General features: G+C 70.0%; 24 protein-coding genes and 1 pseudogene. 15 read left to right on the top strand and 10 right to left on the bottom strand.

The window, feature by feature from the left end; genetic code table 11:
• Positions 1-596: 596 nt before the first annotated feature.
• From F9C12_RS35285 to pucD, 3 genes are read right to left on the bottom strand one after another with little or no spacing between them, the layout of a single operon-like run.
• A complete protein-coding gene (locus F9C12_RS35285) occupies positions 597-1,070 on the bottom strand; it encodes a (2Fe-2S)-binding protein (protein ID WP_409463319.1) in 474 nt (157 codons plus the stop codon).
• Positions 1,061-1,939, bottom strand: a complete 879-nt coding sequence (locus tag F9C12_RS35280; RefSeq protein ID WP_409186077.1) for an FAD binding domain-containing protein — start codon at positions 1,937-1,939, stop codon at positions 1,061-1,063. The genes F9C12_RS35285 and F9C12_RS35280 overlap by 10 nt, the downstream gene beginning before the upstream one ends.
• Before the next feature lie 26 nt (positions 1,940-1,965).
• A complete protein-coding gene (gene pucD / locus F9C12_RS35275; RefSeq protein WP_409467128.1) occupies positions 1,966-4,254 on the bottom strand; it encodes a xanthine dehydrogenase subunit D in 2,289 nt (762 codons plus the stop codon).
• Positions 4,255-4,345: 91 nt separating this feature from the next.
• Between pucD and F9C12_RS35270 the strand changes: the two genes are divergently transcribed.
• The gene (locus F9C12_RS35270; RefSeq protein WP_409463318.1) at positions 4,346-5,341 is read left to right on the top strand and encodes a LacI family DNA-binding transcriptional regulator; all 996 of its coding nucleotides are present in this window, start codon (positions 4,346-4,348) and stop codon (positions 5,339-5,341) included.
• Positions 5,342-5,365: 24 nt separating this feature from the next.
• Here F9C12_RS35270 and F9C12_RS35265 read toward each other — a convergent pair whose 3' ends face one another.
• The gene (locus tag F9C12_RS35265) at positions 5,366-6,349 is read right to left on the bottom strand and encodes an amidohydrolase family protein (RefSeq protein WP_037370252.1); all 984 of its coding nucleotides are present in this window, start codon (positions 6,347-6,349) and stop codon (positions 5,366-5,368) included.
• Positions 6,350-6,689: 340 nt separating this feature from the next.
• On the opposite strand from F9C12_RS35265, the gene F9C12_RS35260 reads away from it, so the two are divergent.
• The 6 genes from F9C12_RS35260 to F9C12_RS35235 all read left to right on the top strand — a co-directional run bounded on the left by F9C12_RS35260 (position 6,690) and on the right by F9C12_RS35235 (position 14,029).
• Positions 6,690-8,096 carry an amidohydrolase gene (locus F9C12_RS35260; RefSeq protein ID WP_409463317.1) on the top strand — a complete coding sequence of 469 codons (1,407 nt, stop codon included), beginning with the start codon at positions 6,690-6,692 and terminating at the stop codon, positions 8,094-8,096.
• Between the two features lie 34 nt (positions 8,097-8,130).
• Positions 8,131-9,492 (top strand): nucleobase:cation symporter-2 family protein, encoded by a 1,362-nt coding sequence (locus tag F9C12_RS35255; protein WP_409186074.1) that lies wholly within the window; start codon positions 8,131-8,133, stop codon positions 9,490-9,492.
• A gap of 238 nt (positions 9,493-9,730) precedes the next feature.
• Positions 9,731-11,062 (top strand): nucleobase:cation symporter-2 family protein, encoded by a 1,332-nt coding sequence (locus tag F9C12_RS35250; protein WP_409463316.1) that lies wholly within the window; start codon positions 9,731-9,733, stop codon positions 11,060-11,062.
• 9 nt (positions 11,063-11,071) lie between these two features.
• Positions 11,072-11,677, top strand: a complete 606-nt coding sequence (locus F9C12_RS35245) for a UbiX family flavin prenyltransferase (RefSeq protein WP_409186072.1) — start codon at positions 11,072-11,074, stop codon at positions 11,675-11,677.
• Positions 11,674-13,035, top strand: a complete 1,362-nt coding sequence (locus tag F9C12_RS35240; protein ID WP_409463315.1) for a UbiD family decarboxylase — start codon at positions 11,674-11,676, stop codon at positions 13,033-13,035. Before F9C12_RS35245 ends, F9C12_RS35240 begins: the two co-directional genes overlap by 4 nt.
• 13 nt (positions 13,036-13,048) lie before the next feature.
• Entirely contained in the window at positions 13,049-14,029 is a 981-nt protein-coding gene (locus F9C12_RS35235; protein WP_409463314.1) for a CobW family GTP-binding protein, read from the top strand.
• A gap of 1 nt (position 14,030) precedes the next feature.
• On the opposite strand, the gene F9C12_RS35230 is transcribed toward F9C12_RS35235, so the two are convergent.
• Positions 14,031-14,429 (bottom strand): RidA family protein, encoded by a 399-nt coding sequence (locus F9C12_RS35230; RefSeq protein WP_409186069.1) that lies wholly within the window; start codon positions 14,427-14,429, stop codon positions 14,031-14,033.
• Between the two features lie 61 nt (positions 14,430-14,490).
• Here F9C12_RS35230 and mtnA point away from each other — a divergent pair, with 61 nt between their 5' ends.
• A complete protein-coding gene (gene mtnA / locus F9C12_RS35225; protein ID WP_409463313.1) occupies positions 14,491-15,462 on the top strand; it encodes an S-methyl-5-thioribose-1-phosphate isomerase in 972 nt (323 codons plus the stop codon).
• On the opposite strand, the gene F9C12_RS35220 is transcribed toward mtnA, so the two are convergent.
• Both F9C12_RS35220 and F9C12_RS35215 read right to left on the bottom strand, forming a co-directional pair.
• Entirely contained in the window at positions 15,459-15,674 is a 216-nt protein-coding gene (locus F9C12_RS35220) for a ferredoxin (protein WP_409186067.1), read from the bottom strand. The genes mtnA and F9C12_RS35220 overlap by 4 nt on opposite strands.
• 2 nt (positions 15,675-15,676) lie before the next feature.
• A complete protein-coding gene (locus F9C12_RS35215) occupies positions 15,677-16,867 on the bottom strand; it encodes a cytochrome P450 (protein ID WP_409186066.1) in 1,191 nt (396 codons plus the stop codon).
• Between the two features lie 135 nt (positions 16,868-17,002).
• Between F9C12_RS35215 and F9C12_RS35210 the strand changes: the two genes are divergently transcribed.
• Positions 17,003-17,755, top strand: coding sequence for a maleylpyruvate isomerase family mycothiol-dependent enzyme (locus F9C12_RS35210; RefSeq protein WP_409463312.1), 753 nt, complete (start codon positions 17,003-17,005; stop codon positions 17,753-17,755).
• Here F9C12_RS35210 and F9C12_RS35205 read toward each other — a convergent pair.
• Both F9C12_RS35205 and F9C12_RS35200 read right to left on the bottom strand, forming a co-directional pair.
• Positions 17,752-18,150, bottom strand: a complete 399-nt coding sequence (locus F9C12_RS35205; protein WP_409186064.1) for a hypothetical protein — start codon at positions 18,148-18,150, stop codon at positions 17,752-17,754. The two genes, F9C12_RS35210 and F9C12_RS35205, sit on opposite strands and share 4 nt — an antisense overlap.
• Entirely contained in the window at positions 18,147-18,659 is a 513-nt protein-coding gene (locus tag F9C12_RS35200; protein WP_409463311.1) for a MarR family winged helix-turn-helix transcriptional regulator, read from the bottom strand. Before F9C12_RS35200 ends, F9C12_RS35205 begins: the two co-directional genes overlap by 4 nt.
• Positions 18,660-18,751: 92 nt before the next feature.
• Here F9C12_RS35200 and F9C12_RS35195 point away from each other — a divergent pair, with 92 nt between their 5' ends.
• From F9C12_RS35195 to F9C12_RS35170, 6 genes and pseudogenes are all read left to right on the top strand, one after another.
• On the top strand, positions 18,752-20,179 hold the full coding sequence (locus F9C12_RS35195) for an FAD-dependent monooxygenase (RefSeq protein ID WP_409463310.1): 1,428 nt from the start codon (positions 18,752-18,754) through the stop codon (positions 20,177-20,179).
• A pseudogene (locus F9C12_RS35190) lies at positions 20,180-20,587 on the top strand (MFS transporter); the annotation flags it as partial. It lies immediately after the preceding gene.
• A gap of 64 nt (positions 20,588-20,651) precedes the next feature.
• Complete coding sequence (locus F9C12_RS35185) at positions 20,652-21,599, top strand: MFS transporter (protein ID WP_409463309.1); 948 nt, start codon at positions 20,652-20,654, stop codon at positions 21,597-21,599.
• A gap of 127 nt (positions 21,600-21,726) precedes the next feature.
• Positions 21,727-22,935: a cytochrome P450 gene (locus F9C12_RS35180; RefSeq protein ID WP_409463308.1), complete on the top strand. Its 1,209-nt coding sequence runs from the start codon at positions 21,727-21,729 to the stop codon at positions 22,933-22,935.
• A 70-nt stretch (positions 22,936-23,005) separates the two neighbouring features.
• Complete coding sequence (locus tag F9C12_RS35175) at positions 23,006-23,572, top strand: TetR family transcriptional regulator (protein ID WP_409186059.1); 567 nt, start codon at positions 23,006-23,008, stop codon at positions 23,570-23,572.
• A 377-nt stretch (positions 23,573-23,949) separates the two neighbouring features.
• Entirely contained in the window at positions 23,950-24,204 is a 255-nt protein-coding gene (locus F9C12_RS35170; RefSeq protein WP_409186058.1) for a hypothetical protein, read from the top strand.
• A gap of 26 nt (positions 24,205-24,230) precedes the next feature.
• On the opposite strand, the gene F9C12_RS35165 is transcribed toward F9C12_RS35170, so the two are convergent.
• Positions 24,231-24,857, bottom strand: a complete 627-nt coding sequence (locus tag F9C12_RS35165; RefSeq protein ID WP_409463307.1) for a YigZ family protein — start codon at positions 24,855-24,857, stop codon at positions 24,231-24,233.
• Positions 24,858-24,952: the final 95 nt, after the last annotated feature.

The raw sequence follows: 24,952 nt of genomic DNA, 5'->3' as shown, positions 1-24,952 counted from the left end.
TGGGAGGGCCTGGGCGAATCGACGGACGTGCGTTGCCGCCGCGGACAGTGGGGCCGGGGTCGGCTCGGACGAACCGGCAGTCGTCCGGCGCTGCGGTGGACCGTGGGTCCGCGACGCGTCCGGAGGAACCTGCCGTCGCGGGTCGTCGTCGCGGGTCTGCGGGTGGCTCGGGCGAGCTGCGCGGCCCAGGGCTACGGCGCAAGATTCCGGCGGGACCGGGCCGGGGCTCGTGGTGGCACTGGCGGGGGCGGTCAGCCGTGGGCGCGGTTCCTGGTGCCGGGTCGGCGGATCGGGCCCGATCGGCGGGAGGACAGCTCGGCGTCGGCAGGCGTGTCTTCCAAGCAGGAGCATCGGCGGGACGACAGGTCAGCATCGGCAGGTGCCTCTGGTCCGGGCAGAGAACATCCGACGAGACGGCAAAAGTCAGCATCGGCAGGTGCCTCTGGTCCGGACAGAGAACATCCGACGAGACGGCAAAAGTCAGCGTCGACAGGTGCCTATGGTCCGGGCAGGGAGAAGCGGCGGGGAGAACAGTCGTCGGCGAACCCTGGAACAGGCGGGATTGCTGACCGGACAGCCACTCCGCAAAACCAGCGTCAAGCCGACCCCCCGACCCGAGCCGAAGCCAACCGGACCGCGTCGAGGATTTTTTCGTATCCTGTGCAGCGGCACAGGTTGCCTGCCAATGCCTCGCGGATTTCCGGATCTGACGGGGTCGGCACCCGGTGCACCAGCTCGTGCGCGGCGACCACCAAACCCGGCGTGCAGAAACCGCATTGGACTGCGCCGGCGTCTACGAAGGCCTGTTGTACTGCGTCCAGTTGGTCGCCGTCCGCCAAGCCTTCGACCGTGCGGACGTTTCTGCCCTCGGCTTGGCCGGCGGCGACCAGGCACGAACACACCGGGGTACCGTCCAAATACACCGTGCACGAACCGCATTCGCCTTGTTCGCAGGCGTTTTTCGAGCCTGGCAGGCCGAGCTGGTCGCGCAGCACGAAGAGCAGGCTCTGCCCTTCCCACACCTCGTCCACGGTGCGCGGCTCGTCGTTGACCGTGAGGTTCAGGCGCATTTCGGCTGCCCGCCTTTCCGATAGTCTTCCCAGGCCCAGCTCAACGTCCGGCGGGCCAGTACGGCGATCGCGTGCACGCGGTAGTCGGCGCTGCCCCGGACGTCGTCGATGGGCGACGCGGCGCTCGCGGCCAGTTCGCCGAACCGGTGCACGAGCGGGTCCGGCAGCGGGGAACGCGAGGCCCAGCGCTCGGCCAGGGCGTCGCGGAGGAAGTCTTCGGCGGCGGTGGCTCGGCGCGGGGTCGGGGCGGCCGATCCGATCGCCGCGCCTGCCCAGCCTGTTTCCGGGGCCAAGTCCAGTGCGAACGAGCACACGGCGATCACCATCGCGTTGCGGGTGCCGACCTTCGCGAACTGTTGCGGGCCGGTCGCGATCGGGAGGTGGATGGCGGCGATCAGCTCGTCCGGGGCTAGAGCATTGCGTTTCACGCCTTGGTAGAACTCCGTCGCCGGGATCATTCGGGTGCCGCGCACCGACGCGACCTCGACTGTCGCGTCGCAGGCCAGCAGCATCGGGTGGGTGTCTCCGGCCGGGGACGCCGCGCCCAGGTTGCCGCCGACGGTGCCTCGGTTGCGGATTTGCGGGGAGCCCACAGTGCGGCTCGCCATCGCCAGGCCGGGGAGGCGAGTGCCCAATTCGGTGATGATTCGCGTGTAGGGCACGCCCGCGCCCAGGCGGATCCGGCCGTCCTTTTCGGTCCATTCGGCCAGGTCGCGGACGCGGGTGAGGTCGAGCAGCGCGGGCGGGCGGCGGTGGTCGAAGTTGAGTTCGACCAGGACATCAGTGCCGCCTGCCAACGGGACGGCGTCCGGGCGGTCGGATTTGACCGCCAGGGCTTCGGCCCAGGTCGTCGGGGTCAGGAAATCCACGGGAGCACCTCCGGGAGGCGGGGAAGTCACGAAGCGGCACGCAAGCCCAGCGCGATGTCGTCGGGGCGGATGGGAGCGTTCGGCAGGGCCAAACCGGTAGCGTCGCGGAGGGCGTTCAGGATCGCCGGCGTCGACGACAGGGTGGGCGGCTCCCCCACGCCGTTCAAGCCGTACGGCGAATCCGGGTGCGGGAATTCGAACAGGCTGATCGGCATCGGCGGGACGTCCAGCACGGTCGGGATCAGATAGTCCGTGAACGACGGATTCCGCACCCGGCCCTCGCGGTCGACCAGGATCTCCTCCATCAGCGCCAGCCCCAGGCCCTGGACGCTGCCGCCTTCGATCTGGCCTTCCACGGCCAGCGGGTTCATCGCCTTGCCGACGTCCTGCGCGGTCGCCAGCTCGACCACCTTCACCAAACCCAGCTCGACGTCCACGTCCACCACCGCCCGGTGCGCGGCGAAGGCGAACGCGATGTGCGCGTTGCCCTGGCCGGTCTCCGGGTCGATGCCTTGGGTCGGGCGGTGGTGGTACTCGAAGGTGTGCTCAAGCGTGTCCGAACCCAGCGCGTCGGCGATGGAGCACACCGGGCGTCCGGCGCTGTCCAAGACTTGGTCGTCGGCCAAGGAGGAGCCGGAAGCGCGGCGCAGGAGTTCGCGAGCGAGGTAGCGGCAGGCGCCCTGCACCGCGCCGGTGGACATCCACGTCATCCGGGATGCGGACGCGGAACCGGCGTCGCCGACTTGGGTGTCCGCGGGGAGGACGACTACCCGGGAGACGCCCAGTTCCGTGCTCGCCACCTGTGCCTGCACCGTCGTGACGCCCTGTCCGCATTCCGCGGCGGCGGTGTGCACCGAGACCACCGGGGCGCCGTTGACCACCGTCAGTGCGACTCGCGCGGTCGAGATGTCGTCGACGCCTCCCGAGTAGCCGATCGCTTTCACCCCGACCGCGTAGCCGACTCCGCGGCGCACCCCCTCGCCGTGCGTCGTGTTGGCGGCTCCACCGGGCAGGGAGAGCAAGTCCAGAGAACCGGATGGCGGCAGCGGGCGATCGCGGAGGGCTTGCAGCAGTTCCGCGACCGGGGCGGGTCCGTCGACGGCTTGGCCGGTCGGCAGGACGGTGCCGGTGGTCATGGCGTTGCGGAGGCGCAGTTCCAGCGGGTCCATGCCTAGTGCGTGCGCCAGTTTGTCCATATTGGACTCGCAGCCGTAGGCCGATTGCACCGCACCGAAACCGCGCATCGCACCGCAGGGTGGGTTGTTCGTGAATACCGCGAGGCCGTCGATTTCGGCGTTCGGGACGTCGTACGCACCGGTGACGAAGTAGCAGGCATTGGCGATCACTACTGGCGACGTCGAGGTGTAAGCACCGCCGTCCAAAACCAGGCGGGCTTTGACGTAGACCAGGCGGCCGTCCTTGGTGGCTCCGTGTTCGTAACGCATTTTCGCCGGGTGACGGTGCACGTGGCCGAAGAAGGATTCGTAGCGGTTGTAAGACATCTTGACTGGACGGCCGAGGCGCAGGGCCAGCATGCAGGCGTGCACGTGGACGGACAGATCTTCTCGCCCGCCGAAGGCACCGCCGACTCCGGCCAGGGTCAGCCGCACTTTTTCCGGCGGCAAACCCAGGCAAGGGGCCAGTTGCTCCAGGTCTTTGTGCAGCCATTGCGAGGAAACGTAAAGCTCGACGCCGCCGTCCTCGGAAGGAATAGCCAGACCGGATTCCGGACCGAGGAAAGCCTGGTCCTGCATGCCGACCTCGTACTCGCCGGCGACCACGACCTCCGCTTCGGCGCGGGCGCGCGCCATGTCGCCGTGGCGGATCTTCACGTGCCGCACCAGGTTTCCGTCCGGATGGATGGGACGGACGCCCTCGTCCAGAACCGTCATCGGATCGGTGACCGGGGTCAGCGGTTCGTAATCGACGATGATCAGTTTCGCCGCCTGCCGCGCGGTTTCCGGGTCGTCCGCGGCGACCAGCGCCACCGGTTCGCCGTGGTAGCGGACCTCGTCGACGGCGAGGACCGGCTGGTCGGGAGACTTCATTCCGTACGTTTTCGCGCCCGGCACGTCCTCGTGGGTGAGCACGGCGTGCACGCCTGGCTGGGCGAGCGCTTTGCTCGGGTCGATGGACCGGATCCGCGCGGCCGCGTGGGGACTGCGCAGCGTGGTCGCCCAGACCATGCCTTCGATCCACAAATCCGAGGAATAGGCGAACCGGCCGGTCACCTTGGCCGCGCCGTCCGGCCGGAGGGCGCTTTCGCCCACCCCGGCGGCTTTTCCGGTTTCCGCGGCGCGTACCAGCGAGTCCACAGTGACCACCAGCTCTCCTGCTTTGCCGACTGCACGGATTCAACACGTGTAGACCGGGACTGTCAACGGCTCTTCGGGTATCGTCTGGCGCATGCAGCGGGTCACCCGGGACGACGTCGCACGGCTGGCGGGCACCTCGCCGGCCGTGGTCAGCTACGTGCTCAACAACGGCCCGCGCCCGGTCGCGCCCGCCACCCGGGAGCGGGTCGAGCGGGCGATCGCCGAACTCGGGTACCGGCCGAACCTCGTCGCGCGGGCGTTGCGGTCCACCCGCAGCAACGTGCTCGGGCTGGTCGTGCCGGACAGCAGCGAGGGCTACTTCACCCAGCTCACGCACGCGGTCGAGCGGGCCGCGTTCGCCCGCGGATCCCTTGTCCTGCTCGGGAATTCGGCATTCTCCCGGGAGCAGGAGCTGCGGTACGCCGAATCGCTGGCGAACATGCGGGTCGACGGGCTGCTGCTGGTCCGCGCCGAGATCGCCGGCGCGGCGGCGACTCACTCCACTTTGGACGTCCCGGTCGTCTACCTGCACCACCGCGCCCCGTCCGGCAGCGCCGCGCCGTCCGTGGTGCTGGACAACAAGGCGGGCGGGCGGATGACCACCGAGCACCTGCTCGGCCACGGTTACCGCGAGATCGGCTGCCTCACCGGGACCGCACGGTCCGGGCCGGTGGCCGATCGGGCCCGCGGCTGGACGGAGGCGATGCGGGCGGCGAAGCGGAGTGCGGCCAACGTCGTCCGCACCGGCCTCGATCGGCATGCCGCGCGGGCGGACATCCGGCGGTGGCTGCAGTCGCCCGAGCGGCCGCGCGCGATCATGGCGACGGCGGACGGCCTCGCGCTCGACACGCTTACCGTCGCGGCGGAACTCGGCTTGACAGTGCCGAACGACCTTGCGGTGCTCGGCTTCGGCGGTACCGACGCCGCCGCGCACAGCTGGCCCCCGCTGTCCACCGCCGGGCATTCCTTCGACGATTTCGCCGACGCGGCAGTGTCCACTCTGGACCATCTCAGGGAGAACACCCAGCCGGAAGACCGGATCCTCGACGTCCGCCTGACCGCGCGCGCCAGCTGCGGATGCGAGTGACCCCGCAGCCGACGCGGCGGGAAATCAGGAGCTGGCGGCCTCTGCCCACGCCGAGGGCGTGTAGCCGAGATAATGCGACGCGTGCGTATTCGCCGCGGAAGCCTGCGGAATGTCGCCGCGCAAATACGCCTCCGCCTCCGCCTTGTCCTTCGGCGGCGGCGTCGGCGCGAGGCCGAGCAGCTTGGCCATGTTGTTGCCGAGGTAGCCCTCGAGGTCGTCCTCGGACAGGTTCAGGCCCTGCGGCGGCTGGTGGCACAGCACTTCCAGTTCGCGCGCCCACATGCCGGGCTCGTTCGGCGGCGAATCGGTGCCGAAGACCAGGTCGCTCTTCTTCATCTCCTTGGCGAATTCGACGATCCGCGACTGCAGCAGCCAGCCCGATTCGCCGATCACGTTCGGCGAGTCCTGGATCATCCAGAACGCCTCGAAACAGTAGACGCCGCCGGTCTGGATGCCGAAATGGCCGAGAATGAACGTGACGTTCGGGAACTCGCGGATGATCGGGTAGAACTGGGTCGGGATCGAGTACGGCCCGTCCCCGGTGTGGATCAGCACGATCACGCCGAGCTCGTCGCACACCCGCATCACCGGCCGCAGCCAGTCCAGCGCCCGGTCCGGGCGATAGGAATGCATGTTGGCGTGCAGCTTCAGCATTTTGTAGCCGTATTCCTTCACGTGGAAGGCCAGCTCCGCCGCGCCGTTTTCCGGCCCGAACCGCGGGTTGTACATGAAGTTGCCGACGAACCGGTCCGGGTACCGCTGCACCAGCGAGGTCACGTACGCCTGGTATTCGCGGATGCCCTCGCGGCCGGTTTTGTTGCCCTCGCGCCAGGTCGTGTTCCCCGGCGGCGGCATGATGCAGCTGACGTCCACGCGCCGCGGCTTGCCGTTGATCCAGAATGGACCGTCCATCATCTCCAGCGTGCGCTCGCCGGTGAACGGGGTTCCGGTGTGCCGCCAGGCTTCGTCGACGAGATTCGTCGGATGGACATGGGTATCGATAATCACCGGATGTCTCCTTACGCAAGACTTGAGTAAAGGACTCCCCGGCCGCGCTTCACCGCACCTACGGGACCCGGAAGCGCGATCCGCGCTCCGGCGCAACCGAGTCCAGCACCTTCGCCGCCCGCTGTCAACACATGATCGCCGGATGCGTTGCGCGGCAAGACTTTTCCGGAGAGCGCTCTTGACACCGGCCGTCGCAGGGCTTTGCATTGAACGACCCGGCGGCGCTGCCGGGCGCCGGTGACCTCCCGTTTCGGGCCAACCGTTCGGCCAGCTGCCTCCAGCCGCGCGCTGGAGACGACCGCCGGGCCGGGTCCGTCCCCGCCCGGGGAAGGGCGGCCCGATGTCGGCTGCGGAACCGGAACCCTGCGACCTCCTGCTGACCGGCGGCACCGTGGTGACCGTCGACGACCAGCGCACAGTCCATCGCAACGGCCACGTCGCGATCCTCGGCGACCGGATCGCCGGCGTCGGCGCAGGGCCGGGCGCCGAGCGCTGGCGTGCCGCCGAGACCGTCGACTGCCGCGGCAAAGCCGTGCTGCCCGGCCTGGTCGACGGGCACAACCACCTCTACCAGGCTCTTGCTCGCGGCCTCGGCGAAGGCATGTCGATCGTGCCGTGGCTGTGCGAATTCATGTGGCCGTATTCGATCGCGATCACCGGGCCGGAAGCGGTGGCCGGGGCGCGGCTCGGTGCGGTGGAGGCGCTGCGGGCCGGCATCACCACGGTGATCGACAACCATTACGCGCCAAGCGATCTCGACACGACGCTCGCCGTCGCCGACGTCATCGAGGAAGCCGGGCTTCGCGGCGCGGTCGCGCGCGGCATGCTGGGCGAACGCACCGAGATCGCCGACCGCCGCGGCCAGCCGCTCGAACTGTTCCGGTATTCGAGCGAGGACGAATTCGCGATCACCCGCGAGGCGATGCGACACCGGCCGCCCGGCTCGAAGGTCTCCGTGTGGCCCGCCGCGCTCAATCTCTGTTACGTGGAACAGAAACTGGTCCGCCGGACGGTCGAACTCGCCCGGGAATTCGGCACTCGCTGGCACACCCATTGCTGCGAGAGCAAGACCGACCCGGTCAGCTACCTCGAAACCCACGGGGTCCGGCCGGTCGAATGGCTCGCGAAAGAAGGCCTGCTCGACGAACGGGCCACGCTCGCGCACGCGATTTGGCTGGACGAAGCCGAAATCGAGCAGGTCGCGGCGGCGGGCGCCGGGGTCTCGCACAACCCGGCGTCCAACGGCTACCTCGCTTCCGGCACCGCGCGGGTCGCGAGCATGCGAAGCCAAGGCGTCCCGGTCGCGCTGGGCACCGACGGTCCCAGCTGCGGCCACCGGCAAGATCTTTTCGAGGCAATGAAACTCAGCGTTTTCGGCCAGCGAACGGCCACTTTGGACCCGACGGCGTTGCGGGCCGAGGACGCGCTGGAAATGGCCACCCGCGAGGGGGCCCGTTACGCCGGAATCGACGCGGGCGTGCTCGGCGAGGGCAAACTCGCCGACGTCATCGTGACCGCGCTCGACCGTCCGCACGTGCGCCCGGTGCACCGGGCTGTCGCCGCCCTCGTCTACTCCGCCCGCGGGTCCGATGTGGAGCTGACGGTCGTGGGCGGCGAGATCGTCTACCGCGCCGGACAGTGCGTCCGCGTCGACGAAGCGGCCGCCGCCGACGAGGCGGAACGGCACGCGGCCCGGCTGCTGGAGCGCAGCGGCATGGGCGGACTGCTCACTCCCTGGGCGCGGTGATCCGCGCTCCCCCTTACCCGCTGTGGAGGAAACCATGCGATTCCGTCCGCGCACCACCCGAGCCGAAGCCACGACCCGCGACGCGGTCGACACCGTTCCCCGGTTCCGGCAGCTGCTCCCGCTCGGCATCCAGCACCTGCTGGTCGCCTACTCCGGAATGGTCACCGTGCCGCTGCTGATCGGGCTCGGCGTCGGCCTCTCCACCGCGCAAATCGCCACGCTCATCACGGCTAACGTGCTGGTCAGCGGCATCGCGACGCTGCTGCAGACGCTCGGGATCGGCAACGTCGGCGTCCGGCTGCCGATCGTGATGGGCTCGACCTTCACCGGCATCACCCCGGCGATCATCGTCGGCAAGGAGGCCGGCCTGCCCGCGGTGTTCGGCGCGACGATCGTCGCCGGCCTGCTCACGTGGCTGGTCGCGCCGTGGTTCAGCAAGCTGATCCGGTTCTTCCCGCCGATCGTCACCGGCACGATCATCGCGATCATCGGGTTCTCGCTGCTGCCCTCGACCGCGACGCTGATCGCCGGGTCCAATCCGGGCGCCGCCGACCACGGTTCGGCCGGACGGCTGATTCTCGGGCTGGGCACCATCGTGCTCACGGTGTGCCTGGAACGGTTCGCGCCGCCCGCGGTGCGCCGTTTCGCCATCCTGATCGCTCTCGCGGTCGGCACGCTCGTGGCGATTCCGCTCGGCATGGCGGACTTCAGCCCGGTCGGGCAGGCGGACTGGGTCGGAGTGGTGCGGCCGTTCGAATTCGGCCTGCCGACGTTCGCCTTGTCCGCCTTGCTGCCGATGATCATCGTGCAGCTGGTGAACATGGTGGAATCGACCGGCGACACGCTCGCCATCGGGCAGATCGTCGGCCGCGACGTCGGGCCGCGCGAGATTTCCCGGGCCCTGCGCGCGGACGGGATCGGCACGGCGTTCGCCGGCGTGTTCGGCTCGTTCACCGTCGTCACCTTCGGCGAGAACGTCGGCCTGGTGAGCATCACCCGGGTGCTGAGCCGGTTCGTGGTCGCCACCGCGGGCGCGGTGCTGGTGCTGATGAGCCTGGTGCCGAAGCTCGGCGCGGCCGTCGCGTCGCTGCCCGGACCGGTGCTCGGCGGCGTCGGCGTGGTCATGTTCGGCACCGTCGGCGCGGTCGGCCTGCGCATCATGAGCCAGGCGGATCTGAGCAACGGCCGCAACATCCTGATCGTCGCCATCTCGTTCGGCTTCGGCCTGCTGCCGGTCGGCGCGCCGGAGTTCTACCGGCATCTGCCCGTCGTGGTGCAGACCGTGCTGACGAGCGGCATCGCGGCCGGCGGCATCGCGGCCTTCCTGCTGAACCTCGTGCTCAACCGCCGCGAACGGGCTCCGCGCACCGGAGGCGAAGCCGCGCCCGGGTATTGACCCTCGGCGGTTCCCGATGCACCATAGTCGAAACTCCTTGCAGGGAAGGAAAAACTTCGGAACCACCCCAACCCCGTAGGTGCGGCGGCAGGATTCGCGCGCGGCCGGGGGTCCTCGCCGCCGGCAGCCCGTCCGGCTCCGGCGACGCCCCGCGATCCGCCCCGGCCCGGTCCTCCCGGCCCCGCCGGCCCAACGAGGTGAGGGAATCATGGCCAGTCGCCCGTCTCCCCTGTCCCCCGTGGACGAACGTCCCCGATTCGGCCCGCTGGTGCTGCTCGGCCTGCAGCACGTGCTCGTGATGTACGCCGGTGTCGTCGTGGTGCCGATCGTGGTCGGCGCCGGGCTGGGCCTGCCGCAGGCGCAGATCGCCGACCTGGTCAGCGTCGACCTGGTGCTCGCCGGGATCGGCACCATGCTGCAGGCGTTCGGCGTCTGGAAGTTCGGCATCCGGATGCCGCTCGTGGTCGGAGCCGCGTCCAACGGCATCGTCCCGATGGTGCTGATCGGCAGCACGCAGGGACTGTCCACAGTGTATGGCTCGCTGCTCGTGGTCGGTGTGCTCTGGGTGCTGATCGCGCCGTTGTTCAGCAAACTGCTCAAGCTGTTCCCGGAAGTCGTCACCGGCACGGTCATCACGCTGATCGGGCTCACGCTGATCCCGGTCGGGCTGAAACTCATCGCCGGGTCCAACCCGGCCGCGCACAATTACGGTGCGCCGGCGAATCTCGCGCTCGCCGGGTTCACGCTCGCGCTGATCGCGGTGTTCTACCGGGTGTTCCGCGGCCTGCTCGGACAGCTCGCGATGCTGATCGCACTGACCGTCGGCGCGATCGTGGGATGGCTGACCGGACTGGGCAGCCTCGCCGGAGTCGCCGAAGGCCCGGTTTTCGGCCTGCTGAAACCCCTCCATTACGGAGCGTTGCATTTCGACATCCCGTCGATTCTGCTGTTCCTGGTGATCATTTTCGTGCTGATGGTCGAGGCGTCCGGACAGGGGCTCGCCGTCGGGCAGGTGGTCGGCAAGAAGGTCGGGCCGCGCGACATCGCCAACCTGCTCCGGGTGGACGGACTGCTCACCGCGCTCAGCGGCGTCTTCAACGGGTTCGCCTACACCACGTTCGGCCAGAACATCGGGCTCGTCGCGCTGACCAAGGTGCGCAGCCGGTACCCGGTCGCGGCAGGCGGCATGATCCTCATCGTTTTCGGGGTGGTGCAACCGGTCGGCCGGGTGATCGCGGCGATCCCGCAACCGGTGATCGGCGCGGCCGCGGTGGCGACGTTCGCGGCGCTGACCGTGTCCGGCATCCAGCTGCTGTCCCGAGTGGACTTCAACCGGACCGGCAACCTCGTGATCGTCATGCTGTCGCTCGGCGTCGGGCTCGTTCCGGCGGGCGCGCCGGACTTCTACAAGCAGTTTCCGTTCGCGGCACAGGTTTTCCTCAAAAGCGGCGTCGCCACCGGAACTGTCTTGGCGATTCTGCTGAACCTGCTGTTCTTCGCCCGGCGGAAACGGCGGACGGAAGAGCCGATCGCGCACCCCGAACCCGTCGCGAAGCTCTCCCAGTCCTGAAAGGACGTCATGGGCACCGAACCGCAGCGGCCCCGGCTGATCGTCGGCATCACCGGGGCCAGCGGCCCGCACCTGGCCATTCACCTGCTGACCGCGCTGCGCAAGCTCGGCACGGTGGAAACGCATCTGGTCCTGTCGCGCGCCGCGCACCGCACCATCGAACTGGAAACCGGGAGGCCGCCCGCCGAGGTGGCCGAACTGGCCGATGTCCGCCATGCGCGCGGGGACATCGCCGCGTCGATCGCTTCCGGTTCCTTTCGCACCCTGGGCATGGTCGTCGTGCCGTGCTCGATGAAAACCGTCGCCGGGATCGCGCACGGCTACAGCGACGACCTGCTCGTCCGTGCCGCCGACGTCACGCTGAAAGAACGCCGTCCGCTCGTGCTCGTCGCCAGGGAAACCCCGTTGAGCCTCGTGCACCTGCGCAATCTGGTGGCGGTGACCGAGGCCGGCGCGACCGTGCTGCCGCCGATGCCCGCCTTCTACCACAATCCCGAGTCCATTGAGGACATCCTCGCCCACCTGACCGGCAAAGTGCTCGACCAGTTCGGCATCGACCACGAACTGTTCGCCCGCTGGGAAGGGCCGCCCGCCTCGCAAGGAGTTTCGCGGTGAACCACCGGCAAGATCCCCACGCGTTCGTCGACCAGTACCGGCACGAGTTCCCCGGCGACGTGCTCGTCCTCGACGATCCCGTCCCGGCCGACGAGGGCGTCACCGGGGTGATTTACGAACTCGCCGCGGCCGGACGGCACGAGATGGTGCTGTTCCGGAAGGTGACCGGACTCGGCGTGCCGGTGGTCAGCAACATGTTCGCTTCGCGGGAGCGCATCGCCCGGATGCTCGATACCGGACCGTCCGGTTTGCACAGTGCCTATCAGCAGCGCGCCCTGCGCGCGGTACCGCCGAGGGTGGTCGACAACGGTCCGGTGCTGGACAACGTGACGACCGAAGTCGACTTGGCGGCCATTCCGATGCTGCGGCATTTCGCCAGCGACCGCTCTCCTTACGTCACCAGCGGAATCATCGTCGCCGAGGATCCGGACACCGGGGTCGGCAACCTCAGCTACCACCGGGCGATGCCGCATTCCCGCACCGAATTGGCGACCAGCCTGCATTCCCGCGGCGATCTGTGGCGGATGCTGCAGAAGTACGCCGAACGCGGCGAACCGATGCCGGTCGCGATGGTGCTCGGCGGGCATCCGCTGTTCATGCTGGCCGCGTCCGCCCGGGTCGGCTACGACGTGGACGAGCGCGCGGTGGCCGGCGGATTGCTGGGCGAGCCGCTGGAAGTGGTGCGCACTCCAAAGCACGGCATCGGCGTCCCGGCGTGGTCGGATTTCGTGCTGGAAGGCACGATCGACGCTTCCGAGCACGCGGACGAAGGCCCGTTCGGCGAATTCTCCGGCTATTCCTCGAATCGCTCGACTAACAACGTGCTCCGGGTGCGAACGATCCTGCACCGCAACGACGCCATGCTCATCGACGTGGTCGGCGGCAACACCGACGAGCATCTCAATCTCGCCCGAGTGCCTCGAGAATCGGAAATGGCGGAAAAACTCAAGGCACGCTTCCCGGACGTCACCGCCGTGCACTACCCGACGTCCGGCACGCATTTCCACTGCTACGTCGCGCTTCGCCAGCGACGGCCCGGCCAGGCGCGGCAGGTCATGCTCGGCCTGCTCGGCTGGGATCCGTACGTGAAGACCGTGATCGCGGTGGACGAGGACGTCGACGTCACCAGCGACAGCGACGTCTTGTGGGCGCTCGCCACGCATTTCCAGCCGCACCAGGACTTGTTCACGGTGGACGGCCTGCCCGGCTCGCCGCTCGACCCGTCGTCGGGTTCGGACGGCACGACGTCGCGAATGGGCCTGGACGCCACCCGCGGCCCGCGGTTCGACGGCGATCGCATCGTCGTCTCGGACGAAGCACGCCAGCACGCCCGCCGGATCCTCGGCGGGAACGTTTAAGGAGGGAATCGTCATGGCCAAAATCCCGGTGACCGTTCTGACCGGCTTTCTCGGCTCCGGAAAGACCACGCTCGTCAACCACATCCTCACCGCGAACCACGGGCACCGGATCGCGGTGATCGAGAACGAATTCGGCGAGATCCCGATCGACAACGCGCTCGTGCTCGGCGGCGACGAGAAGATCATCGAAATGAGCAACGGCTGCTGCCTGTGCTGCACCGCGCGCACCGATCTGATCGAAATCCTGCAGTCGCTGCTGCGCCGTCGCGAGCGGTTCGACCGGATCCTCATCGAGACCAGCGGCATGGCCGACCCGAACCCGGTCGCGCAGACGTTTTTCGTGGACGACGAGGTGTCCTCGGCCTTCGCGCTGGACGCGATCGTGACGCTGGTCGACGCGCGGCACGTCGGCAGCCATCTCGAAGAGGGCGAGCACGACGGCGTCGGCGGCCAGGTGAGCAACCAGATCGCGTTCGCCGACCGGATCGTGCTCAACAAGATCGACCTGGTCACCGAGCCGGAAATCGAGGAACTGCGCACGCAGCTGCGCTCGGTCAACGCGACCGCGGACATCCTCACGTCCAGCTACGGCAGCGTCGACCTGGACGACATCCTCGGCATCAACGCCTTCGACCTGAACCGCACGATTGCCGCCGACCCGGACTGGCTAGAGGACGACGCGCACCACCACGACCCGACGCTGGAATCGGTCTCGATCGAACTCGACTACCCCCTGGACCGCGCCGCGTTCGAGCAGTGGCTCACCGCCCTGCTGGCCGAACGCGGCGACGATCTGTACCGGTTCAAGGGCATCCTCGCCTTCGACCGCAAGACAGTGCTGCAGGGCGTGCACCGGATCTACGAACTGACCGACGCCGGCGAATGGGGCGCGCAACCGCCGGTCAGCAAGCTCGTCCTCATCGGCCGGAATCTCGACCGCGCGGAGCTGACCGACACGGTGTCCCGCTGCGGCCTGGCCGCCGCCGGGCGGTGACTCAGGCGAGCGCCGCGGTCACGTCCAGCTCGACGAGCTGACCCGAAAAGCCCAGGCAGGTCACGCCGACCAGCGTGCTCGCGGTGGTGAAGGCCGCGGCGAGCGAGGAGTTCGTGAACCGCTGCCACACCGCGGAAAGGGTCGGCTGGTCGGAGGTGGCCACGTAGATCACCGTGCGCACGACGTCCTCCGGGGCCGCGCCGGCGTGCGCGAGCGCGGCCTCGGTGTTGGCGACGACCTGGTCCACCTGCGCGAGCACGCCGCCGGGAACGACCTCGCTGCCGGCCGTCAGCGGGCACTGGCCGGCGAGGTGCACGGTGCGGCGCGCGTCGGTGGTGGTCACGTGGTGGTAGCCGGGAGTCGGATGCAGGGCGGGCGGGTTCTGCCGTTCAATGGTCACGAGGCGGATCGTCGCTCACCGGAGCGGCGTTCCGCCACGGGATTTCCGAACGGGAGGGCGTATGCGCAGGACAGTCGACTGGGCCGGCGGGGCGATCGTGATCGTGGACCAGGTCGCGCTTCCGGGCGAGTACCGCACGCTCACGCTGCGCACGGTGACCGAACTGGTCGACGCGATCCAACGGCTCGCGGTCCGCGGCGCGCCGGCGCTGGGCGCGGCAGGCGCGCTCGGGGTCGCGCTGGCGGCCTGCCAGGGCGGGGACGTGCGGGCGGAAGCGGACCGGATCGCGCGCGCCCGGCCGACGGCGGTCAACCTGGCCTGGGGCGTCCAGCGCGCTTTGGCCCGGCTCCCGCACGGAGCCGACGCGGTGCTGGCCGAGGCCAAGGCGATGCTCGACGAGGACGAGCAACGCAACCGCACCGCGTCGGCGCACGCGGCGGAAGTCGTGCTGGACGCGTGCCCGCGCCGGCCGTTGCGGCTGCTCAGCCACTGCAACACCGGGCACCTGGCGACCGTTGCGTGGGGCACCGCGCTCGGCGTCGTCTGGCACCTGCACGCCCGCGGCCTGGTGGAGTCGGTGCTGGTGGACGAGACGCGGCCGTTGCTGCAGGGTTCCCGGCTCACCGCTTGGGAGCTCGAGCAAGCCGGGGTGCCCTACCGCGTGCAACCGGACGGCGCGGCGGCCGCGGCGATGGCGCGCGGACTGGTGGACTGCGTGCTCGTCGGCGCGGACCGGATCGCGGCGAACGGCGATGTCGCCAACAAAATCGGGACCTACGGGCTGGCGATTTCCGCCGCGCACCACGGAGTGCCGTTCGTGGTGGTCGCGCCGACGTCCACTGTGGACAAATCCGTCGCCACCGGCGCGGACATCGCCATCGAGGAACGCGCCGGTGCCGAGTTGACGGAGTTCGGCGGAACCCAGATCGCGCCGAAGGGAGCAGCGGTCTTCAACCCGGCTTTCGACGTCACGCCGCACGCGCTGATCACCGCGGTGGTCACCGAGGACGGCGTCTTCGGCCGAGCGGTCTAGGGCCGCGGGCCGACGACCTCGGCTCCGTCTCGCACGGTGATCGCCATCGCCGGGCACGAATCCGCCGCGTCCAGCACCGTTTCGTCCGGCTCGACCGTCTCCGTGACCGCCCGCGCGGTGGCCCCGTCCAGCTTGAACGTCTCCGGCAGCAGCGCCGCGCACATCCCGCTGCCCAGGCACGTCCCCTCGTCGACCTCGACCTTCCAGGCCATCGTCACCACCCCACCGGCATCGACCGCGGTCCGCGGACCAGCATCTGCGTCTTCCACTCGATGTCCCCGGCCAGCCGCAGCCCCGGCAACTCGCGCGTCAACGCCCGCAACGCCTCCTGCAGCTCCAGCCGCGCGAGCGGAGCGCCAAGGCAGTGGTGCACGCCGTGCCCGAACCCGAGGTGGTGGTTGTCGCCGCGGTCCAGCACGAGCTGGTCCGCCGTACCGAACTGCAGCCGGTCCCGGTTGGCCGCGCCGATCGCCACCAGCACCGGTTCCCCTTGGCGCACCAGGACATCGCCGACCTGGACGTCCTCCTTCGCATAACGCGCGAACCCGGCCCCCGCGCCCAGCGGCACGAACCGAAGCAGTTCCTCCACCGCGGTCGGGATCAGCGACGGATCCGCGCACAGCCGTTCCCAATGCTCGTGCTGATCCAGCAACGCGTAGACGAAATTGGGAATCTGGCTGGCGGTAGTTTCGTGGCCAGCCACCAAAATCCCGACGCACAGATCGACCAGCTCCTCCTCGGTGAGCCGATCCCGGACGTCGCGCGCCTCGATCAGCGCGGTCATCAAATCGTCCTGCGGCTGCGCGCGATGCTCGGCGATCAACCCAGCCATGTACGCCCGCAGCTCCTCGCGGCTGCGCTCCAGCTCCTCCGGTGTAAGCCGCGTGGTCGACAACGCCGCGTCGCTCCACTCGCGGAACTGCGGCCGGTCGCCCACCGGCACCCCGAGCAGCTCGCAGATCACCGCCACTGGGATCGGCAGCGCGTACAGATCGACCAGGTCAGCCGGTTGCCCGTGTTCGCGCATCTGGTCGATCAGCTCGGCAGCCAGCCGCGCGACCCGCGGGCGCAGTTCCTCGACCCGGCGCGCGGTGAACGCCTTCGCGACGAGCGTGCGCAGCCGGGTGTGGTCGGGCGGGTCCATCGAGAGGATGCCGCCCGGACGCCGGTACTCCGACATCCGCGGTTCGTCGCTTTCCTGCGCCAGCGCGCGGGAAAACCGCAGATCCCCGAGCACGAGCCGGGCGTCGGCGTAGCGGGTGGCGAGCCAGGCGGCCTCGCCGTGCGGCATCTGGACGCGGATCATCCCGGCGTTCTCGCGAGCGGCGGCGTAGGCCTCGTTGAGCGCGAGGCCCGCCTCCTCGTTGAACGGGTAGGCGAGCGGTGCGGTGTGCGTGGTGGTCATGCCAACGACTCCCCGGATCCCTTTGTAAGCAGGTGCTTACATGCTTACTCCGGAGACTGGCCGTTCGTCAATCCGCCAGGAGCTTCCGCCATTTCCCGGCGACCGAAAGCACCCAGGGCCGATAGCGTGGACCGCATGCTGGACTACGGCCTGGATTTGTCCGGAATAGCCCGCGAAGTCGCCTTGCCGGATCTGCTCGCGGAGGGCGACGACCTCGACGCGGTAGTGTCCGCGGAACCCGATTGGTCGAGACCGACCCCGGCCGAGGGGTGGACGATCGGCCACCAGATCGCGCATCTGGCGGCAACCGACGCGAACGTCGTCCTCGCCGTCCGCGCGCCGGAGAAGTTCGCCGCCGCGCTGGAGGAAGACGCCGACGCGGTCGCGGCCGAGGGAGCCGCGCGACCGCGTGCGGAGTTGCTGGCCGACTGGCGCGCCGGACGTGCCGAAGCGGCGGCGGTGCTCGGCGAAATCCCGTTGGACCAGGCGTTCCCGTGGTATGGCTCGCAGTCCTCGGCGACGCTCGCGGTGGCGCTTCGGCTGATGGAAACGTGGGCGCACGGGCAGGACATCTTCGACGCCGTGGGCGTCGAGCACCGTCCGACGGACCGGCTCAAGCACATCGCCGCACTGGGCGTGGCCGCACGCGGGCTTTCGTTCTACGCCGCCCAGCTGCCGCTGCCGACCGAACCGATCCGGGTCGAACTGACCGGTCCCAACGGCGCGGTCTGGGGGTGGGGCCCGGACGACGCGGCGCAGCGAATCCGGGGCAGCGCCAGGGATTTCTGCCTCCGCATCACGCAGCGCCGCACCTTGGACGAAACCGGCCTGGCCGCGATCGGCGACGACGCGAAAACCTGGTTGCAGAACGCCCGGATCTTCCTCTAACGCCGCCGAGGCCGCAGCAACGCCACCCCCACCGACAACGCACCCGTCGACGCCACATGAATCGCCAGCGCCTTCCGGTTCGGCGCCCACACCCCCGTCGCCGGACCGCCGGACCACATCGCCGCCACGAAACCCCCTGCAGCGCAAGCCATTGCCCGCCACAACGCCGGCGAACGGTCCCGGCCCGCCGCCAACCCGGTGCCCACCGCGCCGAATGCGCCCGCGGTGATCAGGGCCTCGCGCGCCATGTGGTACTGCACGTGACCTTCGCCGTGCCGGACCTCCGGGGCGCGGTAGCTCGGATCGGTGATGTGCGTGACCGTCTGCCACACCGACGGCGCGGCGGCGGCCAGGCCCGCGACGACGGCCGCCGCGCCGAGGGTTTCCCGTTTCATTGCCCGTCCTTTCCCTTGAGGTGGTGCGAGACCCGGCGCAGCGCGTCGTTCACCACGTCGATGGTTTCCGGGTCGAGCGCCTTCGCGAGTTCGCGTTCGATCTCCGTTTTGATTTCGAACGACGCGAGCGCCCGCGCTTTGCCCTCCTCGGTGAGGGTCACCAGCACCGAACGCCGGTCGCCCGGGTCCTTGTCGCGGCGGACCCAGCCGCGGGCCTCCAGCCGGGTGATCCGGTGCGTGACCGAACCCGACGTCAGCTCGACCGCGGCCATCACCTGGCCGGGCGTCAGCCGGTGCCCGGGCGCGCGCTTGAGCGCGGCGAGCATTTCCAGTTCCCACAGCTCGATGCCGTGCGCGGACAGCTCGCGGCGCATGGCCAGTTCCAGCTGGTGCGCGACCCGCCGCAGCCGGTAGGACAGCGACTTCGCGCCCAGCGCGCTCTCGTCGCCGCCCCCGCGCCGGACGGCGTCCACCAGGTCGTCGACCGCGTCCCGGGGCGGAGTGGTCACCGGCACAGCCCTTTCTCTCGACATCAAGACAGTGAGAGAATACCTTGACGTCAAGACAGTTCGCCAGCCGAACAGCACAGCTAGGGGGAAACATGGACATCGAGGTCGCAGTGATCGGAGCCGGGCCGGTGGGCATGGCCGCGGCCGCGTTCCTGCACCAGGCCGGCGTCGCGGTCCGGGTCTTCGAAGCGAATCCGGACCGCGCGGGGCAATCGAGGGCGACGACGATCCACCCGCGCACCCTCGAGCTTTTCGACTCGATCCCGGACGAGCAGGGCTCGCTGGCCGCGCGCCTGGTCGCCGCCGGGAACCCGGTGCCCGCCGCGCATTTCGCGGCTCTGCCGAACCGGTTGGACTACCGCGGGCTCGACACCTCGTTCCCGTTCGTGCTTTTGCTGCCGCAGCCGGAAACCGAGCGGCTGCTGGCCGAGCATCTCGCCGAGCGGGGCGTCGTGATCGAGCCCGGGTGGAAACTCGCCGACCTGACGCAGGACGGGCAAGGCGTCACCATCGTCTCGGACACCGGCGACACCCGGCGGGCCGGTTACGTGATCGGCGCGGACGGCGCGCACAGCGCGACCCGGCACGCGCTCGGCCTCGCCTTCCCCGGAAATCCCGCGTCCACCATGGGATTCCTCGCCGACGTCCGGCTGGAACGCCCGCCGGCGCAGCCGCACAACTGGGATTACGAACGCGGTTCGTACAGCGCGCTTCCGCTGCCCGGCGGCATTTACCGCGTCTTCGGCCACGAACCCGGCGACACCGGCCTCACCCCGGAAGAAGCCGCCCGCCGCCAGGCGCACGCCCCGGACGAAGCCGAGCTGCGCGCGAGGCTCACGCGGCTCGCCGGCGACGATCTCGGCATCACCGAGGTGATCTGGTCCTCGCGGACCGGCGACACCACGCGGCACGTCGAGCAGTACCGCGCCGGCCGGGTGTTCCTCGCCGGCGACGCCGCGCACGTCCATCTCCCGGCGGGCGGACAAGGGCTCAACGTCGGCGTGCAGGACGCGGCGAACCTCGCGTGGAAGCTCGCCGCGGAAGTGCGGGGCCGCGCGCCGCGGCGGATCATCGACGGCCCGCAGTCCTACGACGCCGAACGCCGCCCCATCGCGGCCCGGCTCGCGGCGAACACTCTCGCGCAGGCCGCGCTCATGGTGACCTTCACCCCGGGCGGAAAAGCGTTGCGGGACTTGATGTCCGACCTCATCGGCCGGGGCGGCGACACGGCGGACGAACTGCGCGGCTGGCTGTCCGGTTTGGACGTTTCCTACGCCGAGAACGGCGGTCTCGTGGGCCGTCGCGTGCCCAACCTCCCGCTCGCCGACGGCCGCACCCTCCATCGCGCGCTGCGGCAAGACCGGTTCACTCTCGTCACCTTCGGCACCACCACTGCGCCGGGTCAAGAGAACGTCGTGCGCTCGACCCGAGACTGGCACGGCTTGGCCGCCGTCCGCGTCCGCCCAGACGGTTACGCCGACGAAGTGTGGACCGCGGGCGAGGAAGTCCAGGCGAGCTGAATGGGAGCCGACACCGCGCGCGGCCGTTTCGGGATTCTCGCGATCCTTTGCTCCAGCATCCTCGTCGTCGCGATGGACGTCGCCATCGTCAACGTCGCGCTCCCGGTCATCCGCACCGACCTCGGCGCGTCGATCAACGGTCTGCAATGGACAGTCGACTCCTACCCGCTCGTGCTCGCCTGCTTCCTGATGCTCGCCGGGGCCACCGGGGACCGCTGGGGGCGCAAGCGGACCTTCCTGGCCGGGTTGGTCCTTTTCGGACTCGGCTCGCTGCTGTGCGGTCTCGCCCCGTCGATCGGCTGGCTGGTCGCCGCGCGGATCGTGCAGGCGCTCGGCGGCGCGATGCTGAACCCGGTGGCGATGTCGATCATCACGAACGTCTTCGCCGACCCGGGCGAGCGCGCGCGGGCGATCGGCGGGTGGGGCTCGATCGTCGGGATTTCGCTGGGCGCCGGCCCGGTGCTGGGGCGGCGTGCTCGCCGAAAGCATCGGCTGGCGGGCGATTTTCTGGGTCAACGTCCCGGTGGTCGTCGCGGCGCTCGCCTTGACCGCGCGCTACGTGCCGGAATCGCGGGCGCCGCACCCGCGCCGGCCGGATCCAGCCGGACAGGCGCTGGTCGTGGTGCTGCTCGGTTCGGTGGTGACCGCGGCGATCGAAGGCCAGCGACTCGGCTGGGGCTCGCCGGTGATCATCAGCCTCGCCGGGCTCGGGGCCGTCGCGCTGCTCGCGCTGATCCGCTGGGAACTCCGCCGCCGGGAACCGCTGGTCGAACTGCGTTTCTTCCGCAGCATGCCGTTCTCCTCGGCCACGATCAGCGCGGTGTGCGGACTCGCCGCGTTCGGCACGTTCCTGTTCCTGACGCCGCTGTACCTGCAGGAGGTGCGCGGGCTGTCGGCACTGCAATCCGGCCTGATGCTGCTGCCGACCGCGGCAGCCGTGACCCTCGCCGCGCCGCTGGCTGGCCGCCTCGTCGCCACTCGCGGCGCGCGGATTCCACTGCTGACCGCTGGGATCTCAATGACCGCAGTTGCCATCTTGCTGACCACCGCGTCGGCGACCACGCCGCTGTGGCTGCTCGCGGTCGCGTACGGCGGGTTCGGGCTGGGCTTCGGCCTGCTGAACCCGCCGATCACCAACGCCGCGGTCAGCGGCATGCCCCGGTCCCAGGCCGGAGTCGCCGCCGCGGTCGCGTCCACGTCGCGGCAGGTCGGACAGACCCTCGGCGTCGCCGTCGCGGGCACGATTCTCGCCGCGGCAGCCACTCCGCTCGCCGGCTACGCCACCGCCTGGTGGGTCGTTTCCGGAGGCACCATGGTGATCATCGCGCTCGCCGTCCTCGCCACTACCGGCTGGGCCCGGGCGGGAGCAGAACGGGTTGCCCGCCGATTCGCCGACCAGCCGAGCACCGAACCGGCCTAACCGCAGCGAGGCGGATCGGGCAAAGCTGTGGCCCTTCCGTCGCCTATCGCGGTCGATCGCCCCGCGGCCGGGCGGGCGGCTCCAGAGTGGAAGATGCCCGCACCGTCGGAGGAAAGGCGCCATCCGCATGCCCGTCCCGTCCGAGAACCCGGTCCTCCCGACCGCCCGCCCCGCTGGCTGTCCGTTCGATCCGCCCGCCGAGTACGCCTCGTTGCGGGAGACCGCGCCGGTGTCGCGGGTCCGCTGCCCGGCCGGGTTCGACACGTGGCTGGTCACCCGCTACGACGACGTCCGCGCCGTGCTCGCCGACCCGGCGCTCAGCTCGCGCGGAGCGTCGTCGGTGCACGTCAAGGCCGATCTGGACCCCTACGACGAGGTCGACCCGGGTTCGATCATCCAGCTCGACGGCGCGGAGCATGCCCGGCTGCGCAAGATGGTCGTCGCCGAGTTCACCGTCCGGCGGGTGGAGCGGCTGCGCGACTACGTCCGCGAACAGGTCGAGAAACACCTCGACGCCATGCTCGCCCAACCCGGCCGCGCCGACCTGGTCCAGGACTTCGCGCTCCCGATCCCCTCGCTGGCGATCTGCGAACTGCTGGGCGTCCCGTACGCCGACCGCGAGCTGTTCCAGCGCCAGAGCAGCGTCCTGGTCAGCACCGACCAGGACGAGGACACCACGGACCGGGCCTACCACGAACTGACCGGCTACCTGGGCACACTGTTCGCCGGCAAGCAACAGGACCCGCAGGACGACCTGTTCAGCAAGCTCATCGTCCGGGCCGAGGCCTCCGGGAGAGCGCTCGACCTGGAAGAGCTGATCATGCTCGGCCTCAGCCTGCTGGTAGCCGGGCACGAAACCACCGCCAACATGATCGCGCTCAGCACGCTCCTGCTGCTGGAACACCCGGAGCAGCGCGCGCAAGCCCTCGCCGACCCGCCGCGCGCGGTCGAGGAACTGCTGCGGTATCTGTCGGTCGTGCAGTTCGGCGTGCTGCGCTACGCCACCGAAGAGGTGAAGATCGGCGGCCAGACGATCGCCCCGGGCGACTGGCTGATCGCCGCGCTGAACTCGGCCAACCGCGACGAGGACCGCTATCCGCACGCCGACCGGCTGGACTTCGCCCGCGAATCGCCGCGCACGCACGTCGCCTTCGGGTTCGGCGCGCACCAGTGCGTCGGCCAGCAGCTCGCCCGGGTCGAAATGCAGGAAGCGCTGACCGGGTTGTTCCGCCGCGTGCCGGACCTGCGGCTGGCGGTGCCGAAGGAAGCTTTGTCCTTCAAGCACAACACGCTCGTCTACGGCCCCGAGGAGCTGCCGGTCGCCTGGTCCGAGTAGTTCGCCCGGCCGGTCCGCGGCCGGTCGGGTTAACCTCGTCGCGCACACCAGCGCACCGCAGGGGGAACCGATGGACGCGGACCAGCCTTCGCGCAAACGCGACGCGACGGCGACCAAGGCCGCGCTGCTGGACGCCGCGGCCGAGCTGTTCGCCGACCGCGGCTTCGACCGCACCACGGTGCGCGACATCGCGAACCGCGCGGGCGTCAACCAGGCGCTGCTGTTCCGGTACTTCGGCAGCAAGGACGCGTTGTTCGAGCACGTGATGGCGCGCGGCGGCCTGACCCAGGTCGAGACGACCCCGCCCGAGCGGCTGTTCTCCGCGGCGCTGCGGAGCCTCCTCGAAGGCGACGATTCGGCGTCCCGCTCGATCGAGACCTACCTGCGGTCCTCCGGCACCGATCGCGCCGACGAGGCCCTGCGCGCGCAGCTCGACGCCGAATACACCCGCGCGCTGTCCGGGCTCACCGACCAGCCGGACGCCGAACTGCGCGCCGACCTCGCGATGGCCTGGCTGCTCGGCATCGGGCTGGTCCGCTCCGTCACCCGCAAGGAACCGCTCGCCACCGCGCCCGCCGACGAGATCGAGCGGCTCATCGGCCCGGCCGTGCGCACGCTGCTGGAACGTAGCAAGTAATTCGCTGCGTCCGCGCGGATGCCGGCACCGCACAGTCCGGCCCCAGGCGTCGTGCCCGGCGGCTGACCGGAACTGTCCACAGCGGACACCTCGCGCTGGCCCCGAAACTCGGCGAGGCGCTGTCCACTTTGCACTCCGCGCGCGACCCGGCTGCCGGACTTCGTGCACGGGGTCGGCCTGTTCGTCGCCCAGCGCCGAAAGAACCTACTTTCGTATCCCCGGGCCGACGCATGGCGGCGCGCATGAGGGGTACCCCCGGACTACCCCGCGACATGCCCCCCGTAAAAAGGAGTGAAATACGCGACAACCCGGCGATCGCGACGGACACTGGAACCGTTCCCGGGGTACCCAGGGGCCGGGACAGAAGGAGGACCGCCGTGACTGCCGAGTTGAACTATCGGGAGCGGGCAACCCTGCGTGCCGTGGCCGAGGGGCACGCGGAGATCAGCTGCAGCTGTGAACCGGACTTGTTCGTCGACGGGCTGAGCTGCTGCGACCAGGGGACCGTGCGCGACCTCGTGCGCAAGGGGCTGATCGAGCCCGCCGAGGACGGAGCGTGCGGCGAGCGGGTGCCGGCGGTGCTCACCGAGGCCGGAGTGCGCGCACTGGACGGAAAGCCCGTCGCGGCTTGATCTTCCGGGGCCGAGCCGGTGCGCGGCTACCCGCGCACCCACTCCTCCCCCAGTTCGGTCGCGACCGCCTCGCCCCCGGTGAGGTCGGCCAGCCAGCTGCTGAATCGGTCTTCCTCTCCGGGCGAGAGTCCGACCTCGAAGTGCGCCGCCGCTTCGAAGCGCGTCTCATGCAGCACGTACGGCGAGGTGCGGAGGTCGTTCTCGAAGCGGCCCGCGCGGGCGTAGTCCATGGTTACGTCGAACAGCCGCAGCCGTCGGTACTCCACCAGGCCTACCGCGTCGAGCGCTTCCGACACCGCTTGCCCGTACGCCCGGATCAACCCGCCCGCGCCCAGCAGCACCCCGCCGAAATGCCGCGACACCACCGCGACCGTGTCCGTGACTTCCCGGCGGCGCAAGACCTCCAGCATCGGCACCCCGGCCGTCCCGGCGGGCTCGCCGTCGTCGCTCGACCGCTGGGTGCGGCCGTCCGGGCCGAGGACGAACGCGTGACAGTGGTGCCGCGCCGCGGGTTCCGCGCGCCGGCGGGCCGCGATGAGCTCCCGCGCGGCCGCTTCGCCGCCGACCGGCGCGAGCGCGCACCGGAATCGTGAACGCCGTATTTCAATCTCGTGCAGCCCGGCCTCTGCCACGGACAGATAACGATCAGTCATCGGCGCTCCCCCTCACGACCCCCAGTCAACCAGTCTCCAGCGCGGGGTTGACACCGGGAGGGCAGGCAGGTTTGCGCAGGTCAGCGCCCTCGCTG

The sequence above is a fragment of the Amycolatopsis sp. GA6-003 genome (assembly GCF_046267895.1).
Lineage (GTDB): Bacteria > Actinomycetota > Actinomycetes > Mycobacteriales > Pseudonocardiaceae > Amycolatopsis.
The sequence above is the reverse complement of the archived record's forward strand: the minus strand, read 5'-3'. Positions and strand labels throughout refer to the sequence as shown.

Coding starts and splice junctions, on each gene's coding strand:
- F9C12_RS35285 (WP_409463319.1), bottom strand. CDS start 1,070: ATGCGCCTGAACCTCACGGTCAACGACGAGCCGCGCACCGTGGACGAG.
- F9C12_RS35270 (WP_409463318.1), top strand. CDS start 4,346: ATGCAGCGGGTCACCCGGGACGACGTCGCACGGCTGGCGGGCACCTCG.
- F9C12_RS35260 (WP_409463317.1), top strand. CDS start 6,690: ATGTCGGCTGCGGAACCGGAACCCTGCGACCTCCTGCTGACCGGCGGC.
- F9C12_RS35255 (WP_409186074.1), top strand. CDS start 8,131: ATGCGATTCCGTCCGCGCACCACCCGAGCCGAAGCCACGACCCGCGAC.
- F9C12_RS35245 (WP_409186072.1), top strand. CDS start 11,072: ATGGGCACCGAACCGCAGCGGCCCCGGCTGATCGTCGGCATCACCGGG.
- F9C12_RS35235 (WP_409463314.1), top strand. CDS start 13,049: ATGGCCAAAATCCCGGTGACCGTTCTGACCGGCTTTCTCGGCTCCGGA.
- mtnA (WP_409463313.1), top strand. CDS start 14,491: ATGCGCAGGACAGTCGACTGGGCCGGCGGGGCGATCGTGATCGTGGAC.
- F9C12_RS35220 (WP_409186067.1), bottom strand. CDS start 15,674: ATGGCCTGGAAGGTCGAGGTCGACGAGGGGACGTGCCTGGGCAGCGGG.
- F9C12_RS35215 (WP_409186066.1), bottom strand. CDS start 16,867: ATGACCACCACGCACACCGCACCGCTCGCCTACCCGTTCAACGAGGAG.
- F9C12_RS35210 (WP_409463312.1), top strand. CDS start 17,003: ATGCTGGACTACGGCCTGGATTTGTCCGGAATAGCCCGCGAAGTCGCC.
- F9C12_RS35205 (WP_409186064.1), bottom strand. CDS start 18,150: ATGAAACGGGAAACCCTCGGCGCGGCGGCCGTCGTCGCGGGCCTGGCC.
- F9C12_RS35195 (WP_409463310.1), top strand. CDS start 18,752: ATGGACATCGAGGTCGCAGTGATCGGAGCCGGGCCGGTGGGCATGGCC.
- F9C12_RS35180 (WP_409463308.1), top strand. CDS start 21,727: ATGCCCGTCCCGTCCGAGAACCCGGTCCTCCCGACCGCCCGCCCCGCT.
- F9C12_RS35175 (WP_409186059.1), top strand. CDS start 23,006: ATGGACGCGGACCAGCCTTCGCGCAAACGCGACGCGACGGCGACCAAG.
- F9C12_RS35165 (WP_409463307.1), bottom strand. CDS start 24,857: ATGACTGATCGTTATCTGTCCGTGGCAGAGGCCGGGCTGCACGAGATT.